We start from the raw sequence: 14,134 nt of genomic DNA on the forward strand, positions 1-14,134 counted from the left end.
AATAAAAAAATGGCATCCGTATCTTTTCGCAATATCCAGAAATCCTTCGGCAAGGTCCAGATCATCCAGGGCCTGAGCTTCGACATCACCGACGGCGAATTCGTCGTGCTGGTCGGGCCTTCGGGCTGCGGCAAGTCGACCCTGCTGCGCATGCTCGCGGGCCTCGAAGACATCAGCGGCGGCGAGATCATGATCGACAGCCGCGTGGTCAACGACCTCGAGTCGAAGGACCGCGACATCGCCATGGTGTTCCAGAGCTATGCGCTCTACCCGCACATGACCGTGGGCGAGAACATGGGCTTCAGCCTGCGCCTGCGCAACGCCGAGAAGTCGGTGACCGACGAACGCGTGTCGCGGGCCGCGAAGATCCTCAACCTCGACGCACTGCTCGGACGCTACCCGCGCGAACTGTCGGGGGGGCAGCGCCAGCGCGTGGCCATGGGGCGCGCCATCGTGCGCGACCCGAAGGTCTTCTTGTTCGACGAGCCGCTGTCCAACCTCGACGCCAAGTTGCGCGTGGCCATGCGGGCCGAGATCAAGGCGCTGCACCAGCGCCTCAAGACCACCACGGTCTACGTGACGCACGACCAGATCGAAGCCATGACCATGGCCGACCGCATCGTGGTGATGCACGACGGCATCGTCGAGCAGATCGGCACGCCGCTCGACCTGTACGACCGTCCCGACAACCTGTTTGTCGCACAGTTCATCGGCTCGCCGTCGATGAACGTGATCGAGGGCACGGTGCGGCGCTCGGGCACCGAATGCCACGTCGAGGCGCACGGCGCGCGTTGGCCCGTGCCGCCGGGCACCTCGGCACCCGACGGCCAGCCGGTGCACTACGGCATCCGCCCTGGCGACATCACGCTGGGCGGGGGCAGCGGCGTCAATGCGCAGGTTATCGTGGTCGAGCCCACGGGCGCCGAAACCGAACTGCTGGTGCAGGTCGGCGAAGCGAAGCTGGTCCTGGCGGTGCACGGCCGTGTCGATGCGCAGCCCGACCAGACCGTGGGCCTGGCCATCGATGCCGACCGCGTGCACCTGTTCGACCGCCAGAGCGGCCGGCGCATGCCCTGAGCTGAGCTGAACTGAGCTTCCTTCCGGCTCAGTCGGTGCGCAGCCGTAGCAGCGCCCGCACGAAGCCGTGGTCCGAGCGCGAGCGGTCGCGCCCTTCGTGCAGGTGGTCGTTGAAGTAATCGACCCGGCGCACGTCGCCCAGGCTGCGCCGGCTCGTCGCCACGAACTCCTCGCTCACGAAGATCTGGTCGAGCACGGCCGGAAAGCCCTGATGGATGTGCGAATAGGCCACATCTTTCTTGAGCGCCGACTCGCCCTGCATCTCGTACGCATTGAACAGCGCCACGTCGCGCGCGGCCTTGTCGTAGGCCACCTCGGAGGTGGCGGCCACCAGTTGCGTGGTGACGCTGTGCGGCTCGTCGTTGAAGTCGCCCATCACCACCAGCGGCGTGTTCGTACCCTGCAGCAGGTCGATCACGATGCAGCGCAGGGCCGCCGCTTCGACGCCCCGCATGACCAGCGAGCGCAGCGAAGCCATCGCGCCGACCTTGCGGTCCTCCCGGTCTTCGAGGGGGTTGCCTTGCGCGTCCTGCAGGAATTTCGGCCGCTTGGACTTGAGGTGCGCTGTCAGAACATGCACCTGCTGGCCGTGCTTCATGCGCAGCGTGACCAGAAAAGGCGGGCGCTCGAAGCGCGTATGCGGGCCCAGGCCCGGCACGTCGATGCCGAAACCCGCCGGAAAGTCGACAAAGGATTGGCTGTGGTCCACCGGCAGCCGCGTGGCGATGCCCACCCGCGGCGTGCCCTGCGCGCCGTTGTGCGGCGGCGTGTTCTCGGCGCCCGGCACCGCGACGAAGTCATAGCGCAGGCCGCTGCGCGCAATCGCGGCCTTCAGCGCACTCTCGTCCCAGACCTCTTGCACCGCAAGCACGTCGGCGTTGAGCGCGTGAATGCGCTCGCCGATCCAGCCGATCTTGCGTTCGTATTCGCGCTCGTCATACGCATCCTGGTTCTCGTAGTACACGCGGTGCGGATTTGCGAGATTCAGCAGGTTGCAGGTCGCGACGAAAAGCGTGGCGTAGTTGGGCGGTATGTATTGCATGGACCGCGATTGTGTCCCCCTGGCGACGGCCGAGCGCACGCTTTGGTATTAACGAGCAAGGAGAGGGCGGGGCTGCTTTGTGGCGTAGCTGACAAAAGGCGCGAGAAATGTGCTGAATTTGTGCTCCCGCACCATTTGTGTCCAGATTCGTAAAACGACAATTCGATGCTGCGGACTCTTTTTGTCCGCACCGCGGACGCCTATGGTCCGCGCCAAACACCCAACGGGAGGAAACCAAAGATGAAGATTCGAACGAGCAGTGCTGTCTTGCTGGCATGCGCTGCGCTTGCCGCTTGTCAATCTGCCCCCTTGTACGAACCTGGTCGCCGCGCGCTCGTCGCAGCCCAGGAAGACGAGGAGCGCACCGTGGTCGGCCAGCCGGTGCCCGGCACCACCTTCGCTCAGCTTCGGCCGAGCATGAGCTACGCGGAAGTCATCAAGATCGCGGGCAAACCCAACGCCGAAACCGTCCGGAACACCGGCAAGGCTTGGATCCCCACCTACAACGGCACCGACCGGTGGCGCCATTACCTTGCCTACAAAGGCCAAGGCGTGCTGGTCTTTGCCGGCACGGCCGGCGGAGAAATTGCCGAGATCTCGCGTACCAGGTCTTACACGCCCGACGTGCTGATCCAGATCGTGCACAACCCCGCCGACAGCGGGAAGCTCTGAAGCCGAAGCTTCCGGTTCTTCACACACCACTGCAGAAAAAAGATCGGCAAACGATGATCATCGGAGTTGACCTTGGGACCACTCACAGCCTGGTGGCCATCTGGCGCGATGGGCGCGCCCAACTTGTTCCCAATGCGCTCGGCGAATTTCTGACGCCGTCGGTCGTGAGCATCGACGAGGACGAAAGCATTCTTGTCGGACGGGCGGCGCGCGAACGTTTGCAGAGCCACCCATCGCGCACCGTGGCGGCATTCAAGCGCGCCATGGGCACCGCCAAGCAGTTCGATCTCGCAGCGCGGCGTTTTCGCGCCGAAGAGCTTTCGTCGCTGGTCCTCCGCTCGCTCAAGGCCGACGCCGAGGCCTTTCTCGGAGAAATGGTGCATGACGCTGTCATCACGGTGCCAGCGTACTTTTCCGACGCACAGCGCCAGGCCACGCGATCTGCAGGTGCCCTGGCCGGCTTCACACAGGTCAGCCTGCTCAATGAGCCCACGGCAGCGGCATTGGCATACGGTCTCAATCAACGGGACAGCGAAACGCAGTTCCTGGTGTTTGACCTCGGTGGCGGAACCTTCGATGTTTCAATTCTCGAAATGTTCGATGGCGTAATGGAGGTTCGAGCAACGGCGGGCGACAACCATCTCGGTGGCGAAGACGTGGACTCGCTGCTGGTGAGTGCCTTCATTGCGCATACCAAACTGCCGGAGAAGCTCTCCAACAATGCCACGCTGCGAGCCCAGATTGGCGCGCGTGCCGAGGCGGCCAAACGCGCGCTGGAGACACGCGAAAGCGTCACGATCTCCGTTACGGCGCAGCGGCAGGAGTACACCATGGAGTTGACCGCCGATACTTTGGCGACGGTGATTGCTCCTTTGTTGGAGCGGCTTCGTGCACCCATCGAACGAGCATTGCGCGATGCCAAGATTCGCGCCAGCGAACTCGAGGCCATCGTGCTTGCAGGCGGCAGCACGCGGTTGCGTTCGGTGCGGCAACTCGTGGCGCGGATGTTCGGCAGATTCCCGGAGACGGCGATCAACCCGGACGAAGTCGTCGCAATGGGCGCAGCTGTTCAAGCGGGTCTGAAGATGAACGATGCGGCGCTTTCCGAGCGCGTGTTGACCGACGTCTGCCCCTACACGTTGGGCATCGAAACTTCGCGCCACTTTGGCGACGGGCGCCTCGCCCCTGGTTTCATGGCGCCAATTTTGGACCGCAACACGGTCATTCCTGCCAGTCGGGTGCAGCGTTTCTATCCGGTGGCCGACTTCCAGAACCTGTTGCGGATCGTGGTTTATCAAGGTGAGGCACGACGCGTCCAGGACAACATCCTGTTGGGGCAGTTCGATCTCGAGATGCCGAAGGGGCGAATGGGGGAGGTGGGAGCCGATGTGCGCTTTACCTATGACGCGAGCGGGCTGCTCGAAGTCGAAGCAACGCCCGTGAAGGATGACCGGCCTGCCGGTGCACCGCGGCAACTCGTGATCGAGAACTCGACGGATCGGCTCTCCCCCGAAGAGATTTCCATGCGACTTGCCGCGCTGAGACAACTCAAGATTCATCCGCGTGAGAAGCTGGAAACCCGCACGCTTCTTGCGCGCGCTGAACGTTTGCATCAACAACTGTTGGGGCAGGCGCGTGAGCATCTTGCCGATGCCATCAGCCGCTTCGAAGTGGCGCTCAATACCCAAGAAGAGCGGAGTATCGCGCCGGCGCGCACGCAGCTCGAGATGCTCGTCGCCACGGTGGAAAAAGATAGATTTCTGCTGGACGAAGAGCAATGAACGCCGCCGATCTGACGGGCTGCTTTGCCCGCCTCGGCTTGCCTGCCGATGCTGACGTGCGATCCATCAAGCGCGCCTATGCAAAGGCACTCAAGCTGCTTGATATTGCCACGCAACCCGAACGCTTTGCACAACTGCGGCAGGACTACGAACAGGCACTGGCCATCGAAGGCGCACGGGGATCAACGGATTTTGCGCCGCAGGCAGGGGATGTACCCGACCCCGTTCCCGGCGAGAGCTTCGATCGATTCGAATCGGTGAACCCAAGCCCTATGGCGAGTGCGGCACCGGAGGGAACCGCCGAAGCAGCTTTCGATGACGACGAGCCATACGTCTTCGAATCGGAATCACCATTGCCGGATGCCTTTGCGCCAGAAGGGCTCCTCGACCAATTGAAACGCTCGGCAACCTTTGCGTCCGACAACGTAGCTGCAGCGATCATGGTGCTCCGGGGAATCGTCGAAACCGACGCAATGACCTCGTTGGCCCGGCGAGATGCCTTCGAGGTTTTGCTCGTGGAAGCGCTGCGGGTACGACAGTTTCGGGCTTGCAATGGCGCGCTGCTTCTTGCTGCGGCCGAAGTTTTCGGTTGGCGCGTTGATGGCGCAAGGCATCTTTCGCGCATGGGGTTCTCTGGCTCCATCATGAATGCGGTGCTCGATGAAGTCAGCCAGACCTCCCAGGCGCGGCTTCAGCGGATGCTGCTACTTGCCGGAGAGCCCACGGCCGCTGGCGCGTTGAAGTTATGGAAGCCGGAGCAAGAGATCAATGCACACACGCCGCTCGGCTCCGTGCTATTCCCACCGGGGCACCTGGAGCGGTGGGCGCAGGCCCATGCGCATGCACCGCTTATCGAGCGATTGAAGCGCGGTCTTTACCAGTTGCTGCGGTCGAGTACCGTTTGGCGCACAGCAGTTACCTTGCTGATTGTTCCGGTCGCACTAGGAATCTTTGCACTGGTGTCGTCGAGTGTCACCAAGGGAGAAGCTCGCCAAGCTTCCGCCGAATGCCAGCGCGCGTTTGCGGCTGCTCAAGGGACCAGCTGGAAGAACATCGCGCTGTCCTCCGTTGGAACCCTGCAAAAGTGTGCGGCTCAGGTGCCCCCGGAAAGCTGTGCAGACAAAGAAGGCCTCTTGGTAGTGACGGCGATTGCGAACCGCTTGGTTCCCCGCATGAGCGGCCTGGACCATGGCGCCATGTCTTATTACGTGCTCATGCCCTACGCAACGATCCGGCTCAACCTGGACGATGGCCGGAGCTTTGGTCCGCTCGAGGGCGGCAGTTGCGAAGGCCTGGGATCTTTTCTGACCACCGCGAACTGGCTGGCGGAAGGTGATGAGCTCGCTGCCAGGCGGCTGATCGAGACGGCGGCGCGCTGCCGCGACAGTGGCACCAAGTCCTACCAGGATCCCGGTCCCGCGCTTTATACGTTCCTCGAGCACACGGACGCTTGGCCCGTACCCGAAGGTGGCGTGCAAAAGGCGCGCTATCGCTTGAAAGACCTGGTAGGGCCGGCTCGCCCGATCGACGTTGCCACAGTCAGAGCAACGATCGGTTCGAAATATCCGTGGTCGGCATGCAGAACCAACCAACTTGACCATGAAATTCCATAGCACTCAATCTCACCGTACGTCGCTGGCCTTTGCCTTTGCCATCACCTTGTTGGTCGCAGGCTGCGGCTCCAGGCCCACCACTGCGCCCGAACTCCCCATCGTCACCCGCATCATGGTGATCCCCGTGGCGCCGATCAACAAGCTTCACACCGAGAACAAGGGCGTCCCGCTCGGCGTGCTGTGGCAATCGATTGCCGATCGTGTGAAGGGTTCTGAATTCAACGAGCGCATGGAGGCCGTTCGCAAAGACATGGGGCCGAAGATGACGGCGGCGCTGGTGCAGCAACTGAACGCGCTGGGTTACCAGGCGCAGGCGCTCGAGGGCGTGTCCAGGCCGGCGGCTTCGCCGGACCACATCGATTACGGCAAGTTGCCGACGTCGGAACCGGTGCTGCATGTCTACTTCAACGAGGTCGGCATGTACTCGGCGCGCTTTTCGACCGACTACGTGCCGCGCGTGAACCTGAGCGCCTATTTGATGACCGCGAAGGATGGCGACTCCGTGTACTCCGAGACCATCTACTACGGTGCCGACGCCAGCGGCGATTCTTCCGGCAGCGTGCCGGCGAACGCGCGAGACCGCTGGGGGAGCTTCAGCGAACTGGTGGCGAAGCCGCAGGAAGTCACCCGCAGCTATGACGATGCGGTGGCTGCGCTGGCAACCAGGATCGCAAAGAACATCCGGGCGAGCACGGCGCCGCCGCGCTGACAAGCGGCCTCGAAAAAACAAAGGGCACCGAGGTGCCCTTGTTCAATTGCGAGGTAGGTGTTCTACCCGCGGTTCCGCTTAACGGCCGAACGAACGGCCGCCACCGCCGGAGCGGCTGCCACCACCACCACCGCCGTAGCCACCGCCACCACCCGAACGGCCACCGCCGCCCGAACGATTGCCGCCGTAGCCACCACCGCCGCCGCCCGAACGGCCGCGACCGCGTCCGCCACCCATGTGGTCGACGCTCGTGCGCAACGGATCGGGCTGGCCATCGCCGCCCGCAACCGCTTCGGCGCGCAGGTGCGCAACCTGGTTGGCTTGCGTCGGGCTGTGGCTGTTGCCGTGATGGCGCGGTTGGCGCTCGTCATGCGGCAGGTGGTTCTGTTGATGCTGGGGCGCATGGTGCGGCGTGCGGGCCGGGCCTTGCGGTCCACGGCCTTGTGCCGGGCGGGCACCCTGGCCGCGTGGGCCTTGGCCTTGACCGCCGCCATTGGCGTTGCGGCCTTGGCCGCCGCCGCCTTGGCCGCCACCGCGGCGTTGACCGCCGCCGTTGCCGCCACCGCCGCCGGCGCGTTCGCCGCCGCCCTGGCCGGCCTTGTTCTCGCGAACGCGCTGCAGCATCTCGGTGCGAGCCGCCTTGGCGGCCGCCTGCATCACGTCACGGCTCGGCGGACGGCCGGCACCGCCCCAGATCGTCTGGCGGCCCATGGCGATCGGCTCGGCGCGTTCGCCGTCTTCAGGGCCGAAGCCTTCGACGAACTGCACCGGAATCGCCTGCTTCGTGAAGCGTTCGATTTCCTGCATGAAGCCTTCTTCGTCCAGGCAGACGAAGCTCACGGCTTCGCCGCTCGAGCCGGCGCGGCCGGTGCGGCCGATGCGGTGCACGTAGTCTTCGCTGACGTTCGGAATCTCGTAGTTCACGACGTGCGGCAGCTCGTCGATGTCGATGCCGCGGGCCGCGATGTCGGTGGCCACCAGCGCGCGGATGTCGCCGCTCTTGAAGCCGGCCAGCGCCTGCGTACGCGCGCTCTGGCTCTTGTTGCCGTGCAGCGCCATCGCCTCGATGCCGTTCTTGGTGAGGAACTCGGCCACGCTGTTGGCGCCGAACTTGGTGCGCGTGAACACGAGCACCTGGCTCCACTTGTTCTCGTTGATGATGTGCGCGAGCAGCGCCTTCTTCTTGCCGCGGCCCACGGGGTGGATCACCTGGGTGATGCGCTGCACGGTGGTGTTGCGCGGCGTGACCTGGATGCTCTGCGGGTTCTTGAGCAGCGTGGCCGCCAGGTCTCGGATTTCGTCGCTGAAGGTAGCCGAGAACAGCAAGCTCTGCTTTTCCCGGGGCACCAGCGCGAGGATTTTCTTCACGTCATGGATGAAGCCCATGTCGAGCATGCGGTCGGCTTCGTCGAGGATCAGCATCTGGACCTGGCTCAGGTCGAGCATGCCTTGTTGCTGCAGGTCGAGCAGGCGGCCCGGGGTGGCCACGAGAATGTCGACACCCTTCTTGAGCTTGCTGATCTGCGGGTTCATGCCGACGCCGCCGAAAATGACGGTCGAGTCGAGCTCCAGGTACTTGCCGTAGGTGCGAACCGACTCTTCGACCTGCGCCGCGAGTTCGCGCGTGGGCGTGAGCACCAGGGCACGGATGCCGATGCCGCCGAACTTGTTGGTGGCGCGGGCGCTCGTGCTGAGCTTGTGCAGCATCGGCAGCGTGAAGGCGGCCGTCTTGCCGGTGCCGGTCTGGGCGCCGCCGAGCAGGTCGTGGCCGTCGAGAACCGCGGGAATGGCTTGCGCCTGGATGGGGGTGGGGGTGTCGTAACCGTGCTCGTGCACAGCCTTCAAGATGGCGGGAGCCAGCTTCAGTTCGTCAAAATTCATTGGAAACAATAAGCGCCATACACGGCGCAGTGGCATCGGCCCGCTTGGCGTTTTTTGGTAACGCCGAGCCAGTCAAGGCTGATGAAGGTCAGGGGTGGGAGCCGAAAAACCCGTCGTGTCAAAGGGCTTTCTTCGTCCCCGGCAGAGAGCCGGTGTTGCGGGCAACTGGACCCGGCAACGGTGCCTATTGTCGCATGAGTCGATAATCCATGGTTTGCCGCGCCTCAAAGCTTTCTTCAGGCGCCCGCGCTGTTCTCCGACTTTTCCGAAATCCCCGCTACCCAAGGTAACCCTCACAGATGGCTCAATACGTCTATTCGATGAACCGTGTCAGCAAGACCGTGCCGCCCAAGCGGCAGCTCTTGAAAGACATTTCGCTCTCTTTCTTCCCCGGCGCCAAGATCGGCGTGCTCGGCCTGAACGGCTCGGGCAAGTCCACGCTGCTCAAGATCATGGCGGGTGTGGACAAGGAGTTCGAGGGCGAGGCGCTGCCCATGCCGGGCATGACGATCGGCTATCTGGAGCAGGAACCCAAGCTCAACAACGAGCACACGGTGCGCGAATCGGTCGAAGAGTCCATGGGCGCGGTGTTTGCGGCCAAGGCGCGGCTCGAAGAGGTGTACATCGCCTATGGTGCCGAAGACGCCGACTTCGACGCGCTGGCGGCCGAGCAGGCCCAGCTCGAAGCCATCATCGCCACCGCCGGCACCGATTCCGAACATCAACTGGAAATCGCCGCCGATGCCCTCCGCCTTCCGCCGTGGGACGCGAAGATCGGCTTGCTGTCGGGCGGCGAAAAGCGGCGCGTGGCGCTGTGCCGCCTCTTGCTGTCCAAGCCCGACATGCTGCTGCTCGACGAGCCGACCAACCACCTGGACGCCGAATCGGTGGAGTGGCTCGAAGTGTTCCTGCAGCGCTTCACGGGCACCGTGGTGGCCATTACCCACGATCGCTACTTCCTCGACAACGCGGCCGAGTGGATCCTGGAAATGGACCGCGGCCGCGGCATTCCCTGGAAGGGCAACTACAGCACCTGGCTCGAGCAGAAGGGCGAACGCCTGGCGCAGGAGCAGAAGAGCGAAGAAGCCCACGCCAAGGCGCTGAAGAAGGAGCTGGAGTGGTCGCGCCAGAACCCGAAGGCACGCCAGGCCAAGAGCAAATCGCGCCTGGCCCGCTTCGAAGAGCTGAGCGACATGGAATACCAGAAGCGCAACGAGACGCAGGAAATCTTCATTCCTGTGGCCGAGCGGCTGGGTCAGCAGGTGTTCGAGTTCCACGGCGTCAGCAAGTCCTTCGGCGACCGCATGCTGATCGACAACCTGAGCTTCACCGTGCCACCGGGCGCAATCGTCGGCATCATCGGCCCGAACGGCGCCGGCAAGTCGACGCTCTTCAAGCTGCTCGCGGGCAAGGAGAAGCCGGACAGCGGCGAAGTCATCATCGGCTCGACGGTCAAGATGGCCTTTGTCGACCAGCACCGCGACGAACTCGCCAACAACAAGACCGTGTGGGAAGACATTTCCAACGGCCTCGACATCATCAACGTCGGCAAGTTCCAGATGGCGAGCCGCGCCTACGCGGGCCGCTTCAACTTCAACGGCGCGGACCAGCAGAAGAAGGTCGGCACGCTGTCGGGCGGCGAACGCGGCCGCCTGCACCTGGCCAAGACGCTGATCGCGGGCGGCAACGTGCTGCTGCTGGACGAACCCTCGAACGACCTCGACGTTGAAACGCTGCGGGCCCTCGAAGACGCGCTGCTCGAGTTCGCCGGCACGGTCATGGTGATCAGCCACGACCGCTGGTTCCTCGACCGCATCGCCACGCACATCCTGGCCGCCGAAGGCGACAGCCAGTGGACCTTCTTCGACGGCAACTACCAGGAGTACGAAGCCGACAAGAAGAAGCGCCTGGGCGAAGAAGGCGCCAAGCCGAAACGCATGCGCTACAAGGCGCTCAAGTAAGCCTCAGGCCGCTTCAGCAAGAGCGCGCGGTTCCGCAAGGGGCTGCGCGCTTTTTTCATCGTCGGCCGCAAACACCTCGCGCGCGGCGGCCAGGCCGTTGACCGCTGCCGGGAAACCCGCGTACACGGCCATCTGCATGATGGTCTCGATCACCTCGGCGCGCGTGACGCCGACGTTCAGCGCGGCCTGGATATGCACCTTCAATTGCGGCGCCGCATTGCCCATGGCCGTGAGGGCGGCCACCACTGCGATCTCTCGGGAGCGCAGGTCGAGACCGGGGCGCGAGTAGATGTCGCCGAAGGGAAACTCGATCAGGAGGCGGGCGAAGTCGGGTGCGATGTCGGCCAGGCTTTCGACCACCTTGATGCCGCCTTCACCGTCGATTTCCTGCAGTTTGGCCAGTCCGCGCTCGTAGCGCAGGTTGACGTCGTTGCGGTTCCGGCTTGCTGGTGTGTTCGTCATTGCTCGTCTTTCCTTCCGGGGCAGTGCCCGATAACGAGGGACGCTTCTTCGCCCGGCTCTCGATCGCACGGTAGTGCGCGATCTTGAGCGCAAGCGCCTGCATCGATTGCTGCAGCGCCTCCGCCCTGGCCTGAACCTCGGCGAGGTGCTGTTCGAGCATCTTGCACCGTTCGGCAGCGCTGGCGTCCCCCTGGCTTCGAAGCCCGGCGAAGGCCAGCATGCCCTGGATGGGCATACCGGTTTCGCGCAGGCGCAACAGGAAGGCCAGCCAGTCCATGTCGGCGCTTGCATAGCGGCGCTGACCGCCCGGTGCACGGGGCACCGCGGCGATCAGGCCGATGCGCTCGTAGTAGCGCAGCGTGTGGGCCGTGAGGCCGGTGCGCTGCGCGACTTCCGCAATGGTCAAGCTGGCTTCCATGGCGGGAATTCTCGAAGTTGGAGCGCGCTCTAAGTCAAGCGGTTTCTGCAGCCGGTGCTTTCGGCGGCGGTGTCCGGGGCGCGAAATCGCCCGGCTGCGGCCAGCGCATCTGCACGCGCCTTTGCACCGTATGGATGTTGTTGCGCAGCGCATAGAGCTCGTCGGCATAGGAAAGCGGCACGGCCACCTTGTTCACCACCCGGTCGAGATCTTCGAGTTCGCTCAGCAATTCCTCGCGTCCGCCTTGCTGCGCATCGATCTTGGCTTCGATGTCGCGCAGCCGCGCATACCAGCGGAACACGCGGCGCCGCACACGGAACTGGTAAAGCGGCGGCACCACGCGGCTCAGCGGAAGCATCAGCACCAGCAGGCCGCCGAGCACCAGCCACATGCGCTCGATCAGGTTGCTGGCCCAGAACGGCAGGTAGCGCTGCCAGAACGGCGGCGTGCCGTTGATGGCGCGGTCGCCCTCGGGGCTCACCGGCAGTTCGCTGGTGCGGGTGTTGGGGAAGTCGCGCGCGCGGTTGAACCAGCCGGCATCGCTGTGCACGCCTTGGGCGGCCTGCGCGAAGAGTTGCCGCAGCGCCGGGTGCGTTTCGTCGCGCGAGAGCATCGAGGTGGTGGCCGCGAGCAGTGTGACGTCCGAAGGCGGCAGGTCTTTCGACAGGTCGACCACGCCACGCGGCAGCGTCACTGCGGAAAGAAAGGGAAAGCGCCGCGAGTAGGCATCGGCCTGGCCGAAGTCCATCAACTTGATGTCGGGTGCGCGCAGCAGGCGCTGCACCTGCGGCGACTGCGGCGCCGAGGCCAGCACGATGGCGTCGAGCAGGCCGGCTTGCAGGGCTTCGGCCGCGGCCGCCTGTTCCAGGTTCGAGAGCTGCAGCGCATCGGGCTCGAGATGGTTGGCCTTGAAGAGCCTTTCCATGATCTCGGGCAGGCCGCTGCCGGGCATGTCGACGTTCACGCGCAAGCCGCGCAATTGCGTGAGCGAGGTCAGCGTGGCCGTCTTGCGATCGATCTTCTGTGCGCTGTCGGCGCGATAGAAGAGCCATATCGGTTCGAAGAACAGGCTACCGAGTGACGTGAGCCCGGCTTCCTCGTCGGCCACAGGGTCGGCGCTGCCGCCGCGCACAAAGCCCACGTCGGCGCCGCCGGTGCGCAGCAGTTGCAGGTTCTCGGTCGATCCCGTGGTGGCCTTCAGTTCCACCTCGATGCCGCTGCTCTTGAGCAGCTCGGCATAACGCTTGCCGAACTGCGCATACGCGCTGCCGGTGGGGCCGGTGGCCAGCGTCACGTGCTTGGGCGGCTGCGGTTCCAGCCACCAGTAGGCGGCAATCAGCACGCCGATCACAAGGAACACGACAGGACCGGCCGAAGCGATGAGGTCGCGTATGGACAGCAGGATCAGCTTCAGCGTCTTGGGCATGGCCATGGGGAGTTCAACCTTTTTTAGCTGCGAGGTCGGCCGCGCAGGGAACATGCAATTCACCGATGGTGACGGAGCGTGCCGCCAGCACCGCGCGCAGGGTGGCGCGCGCCACCGCTTCGGCGGCCATGGTGCCGAGCACGGTCATGCCGGGCCTGGATTCGGAGCCGGGGCCGTCGAGCGGAACGCGGCCCGTGGCGACCGCGAACAGCGTGTCGCCGTCGCTCATCGTGTGGACCGGGTTGATGGCGCGGGCCAGCCCGTCGTGCGCCACGCTGGCGAGGCGGTTGGCCTGCACCTTGGTCAACGCCGCGTCGGTCGCGATCACGCCGAGCGTGGTGTTGGTGCCCGCGAGCAACGGCTTGGGCGGCTCGCCGCGCAGCAGGGCCCGGCGCGTGTCGAGCAGTGCAAGGCCGTTTTCGGTGCGCGCACCGGCCACGGGCTGCGCGGTGTCGGGGTCGATCACGTCGCCCAGCGCATTGACCGCGATGAGCGCGCCCACCGTCACGCCTCCGACCGTGACCGAAGCCGTGCCGATGCCGCCCTTCATCGCGCGATGCACGCCGAAGAGCTTGCCCACGAGCGCGCCGCTGCCGGCGCCCACGTTGCCTTCGGCCGGTGCATCGCTGCTTGCCGCATCGCAGGCTGCATAACCGGCTGCGGCGTCGGGGCGGATGCGTGCGTCGCCCATCGGCAGGTCGAACAGCACGGCTGCGGGCACGATGGGCAGGAGGCCGAAGCGCACGTCCATGCCGATGTTGCGCTCCTCGAGCCAGCGCATCGCGCCCTCGGCGGTGGCCAGGCCCCAGGCGCTGCCGCCGGCCAGCATGATGCCGTGCACCTGCTGCACCAGGTTGCCGGGCGAGAGCAGGTCGGTCTCGCGCGTGCCCGGTGCGGCGCCGCGCACGTCCACACCGGCAACAGCGCCCTCGCGGGCCAGGATCACGGTGCAGCCGGTGGGCCGGCGCGGGTCGGAGAAGTGGCCGACTTCGATGCCTGCGACATCGGTGATGGCGCCTGAGGACGAAGAAAGAGAAGAGGGTGCGGATGACGGAGCGGGCATGGCGGCCGATTATGGGACCGCGCCCTCTA

At 64.8% G+C, this 14,134-nt stretch carries 12 protein-coding genes; 6 read left to right on the forward strand and 6 right to left on the reverse strand.

Translation table 11 applies throughout. The features are described 5' to 3' along the window. The first annotated feature begins 9 nt into the window (after positions 1–9). On the forward strand, positions 10–1,077 hold the full coding sequence (locus tag QFZ42_RS04830; RefSeq protein WP_307699866.1) for an ABC transporter ATP-binding protein: 1,068 nt from the start codon (positions 10–12) through the stop codon (positions 1,075–1,077). Positions 1,078–1,105: 28 nt separating this feature from the next. Here QFZ42_RS04830 and QFZ42_RS04835 read toward each other — a convergent pair whose 3' ends face one another. Continuing rightward, positions 1,106–2,119, reverse strand: coding sequence for an endonuclease/exonuclease/phosphatase family protein (locus QFZ42_RS04835; RefSeq protein ID WP_307699867.1), 1,014 nt, complete (start codon positions 2,117–2,119; stop codon positions 1,106–1,108). A gap of 309 nt (positions 2,120–2,428) precedes the next feature. On the opposite strand from QFZ42_RS04835, the gene QFZ42_RS04840 reads away from it, so the two are divergent. The 4 genes from QFZ42_RS04840 to QFZ42_RS04855 are packed head-to-tail and all read left to right on the forward strand — an operon-like array spanning position 2,429 to position 6,894. Further along, positions 2,429–2,791, forward strand: coding sequence for a hypothetical protein (locus QFZ42_RS04840; RefSeq protein ID WP_307699868.1), 363 nt, complete (start codon positions 2,429–2,431; stop codon positions 2,789–2,791). A 53-nt stretch (positions 2,792–2,844) separates the two neighbouring features. Continuing rightward, the gene (locus tag QFZ42_RS04845; protein WP_307699869.1) at positions 2,845–4,572 is read left to right on the forward strand and encodes an Hsp70 family protein; all 1,728 of its coding nucleotides are present in this window, start codon (positions 2,845–2,847) and stop codon (positions 4,570–4,572) included. Next, complete coding sequence (locus QFZ42_RS04850) at positions 4,569–6,185, forward strand: hypothetical protein (protein WP_307699870.1); 1,617 nt, start codon at positions 4,569–4,571, stop codon at positions 6,183–6,185. The genes QFZ42_RS04845 and QFZ42_RS04850 overlap by 4 nt, the downstream gene beginning before the upstream one ends. Further along, the gene (locus QFZ42_RS04855) at positions 6,172–6,894 is read left to right on the forward strand and encodes a hypothetical protein (RefSeq protein WP_307699871.1); all 723 of its coding nucleotides are present in this window, start codon (positions 6,172–6,174) and stop codon (positions 6,892–6,894) included. The genes QFZ42_RS04850 and QFZ42_RS04855 overlap by 14 nt, the downstream gene beginning before the upstream one ends. A 78-nt stretch (positions 6,895–6,972) precedes the next feature. Here QFZ42_RS04855 and QFZ42_RS04860 read toward each other — a convergent pair whose 3' ends face one another. Further along, a complete protein-coding gene (locus QFZ42_RS04860; protein WP_307699872.1) occupies positions 6,973–8,775 on the reverse strand; it encodes a DEAD/DEAH box helicase in 1,803 nt (600 codons plus the stop codon). Between the two features lie 299 nt (positions 8,776–9,074). Here QFZ42_RS04860 and ettA point away from each other — a divergent pair, with 299 nt between their 5' ends. Then, positions 9,075–10,736: an energy-dependent translational throttle protein EttA gene (gene ettA / locus QFZ42_RS04865; RefSeq protein WP_307699873.1), complete on the forward strand. Its 1,662-nt coding sequence runs from the start codon at positions 9,075–9,077 to the stop codon at positions 10,734–10,736. Between the two features lie 3 nt (positions 10,737–10,739). On the opposite strand, the gene QFZ42_RS04870 is transcribed toward ettA, so the two are convergent. From QFZ42_RS04870 to QFZ42_RS04885, 4 genes are read right to left on the reverse strand one after another with little or no spacing between them, the layout of a single operon-like run. Then, entirely contained in the window at positions 10,740–11,198 is a 459-nt protein-coding gene (locus QFZ42_RS04870) for a carboxymuconolactone decarboxylase family protein (protein ID WP_307699874.1), read from the reverse strand. Next, positions 11,110–11,616: a MerR family transcriptional regulator gene (locus QFZ42_RS04875; RefSeq protein ID WP_307699875.1), complete on the reverse strand. Its 507-nt coding sequence runs from the start codon at positions 11,614–11,616 to the stop codon at positions 11,110–11,112. The genes QFZ42_RS04870 and QFZ42_RS04875 overlap by 89 nt, the downstream gene beginning before the upstream one ends. A gap of 34 nt (positions 11,617–11,650) precedes the next feature. Further along, positions 11,651–13,048, reverse strand: a complete 1,398-nt coding sequence (locus QFZ42_RS04880) for a TAXI family TRAP transporter solute-binding subunit (RefSeq protein WP_307699876.1) — start codon at positions 13,046–13,048, stop codon at positions 11,651–11,653. Between the two features lie 7 nt (positions 13,049–13,055). After that, on the reverse strand, positions 13,056–14,105 hold the full coding sequence (locus tag QFZ42_RS04885) for a P1 family peptidase (protein WP_307699877.1): 1,050 nt from the start codon (positions 14,103–14,105) through the stop codon (positions 13,056–13,058). Positions 14,106–14,134: the final 29 nt, after the last annotated feature.

The sequence above is a fragment of the Variovorax paradoxus genome (assembly GCF_030815855.1).
Lineage (GTDB): Bacteria > Pseudomonadota > Gammaproteobacteria > Burkholderiales > Burkholderiaceae_C > Variovorax > Variovorax paradoxus_M.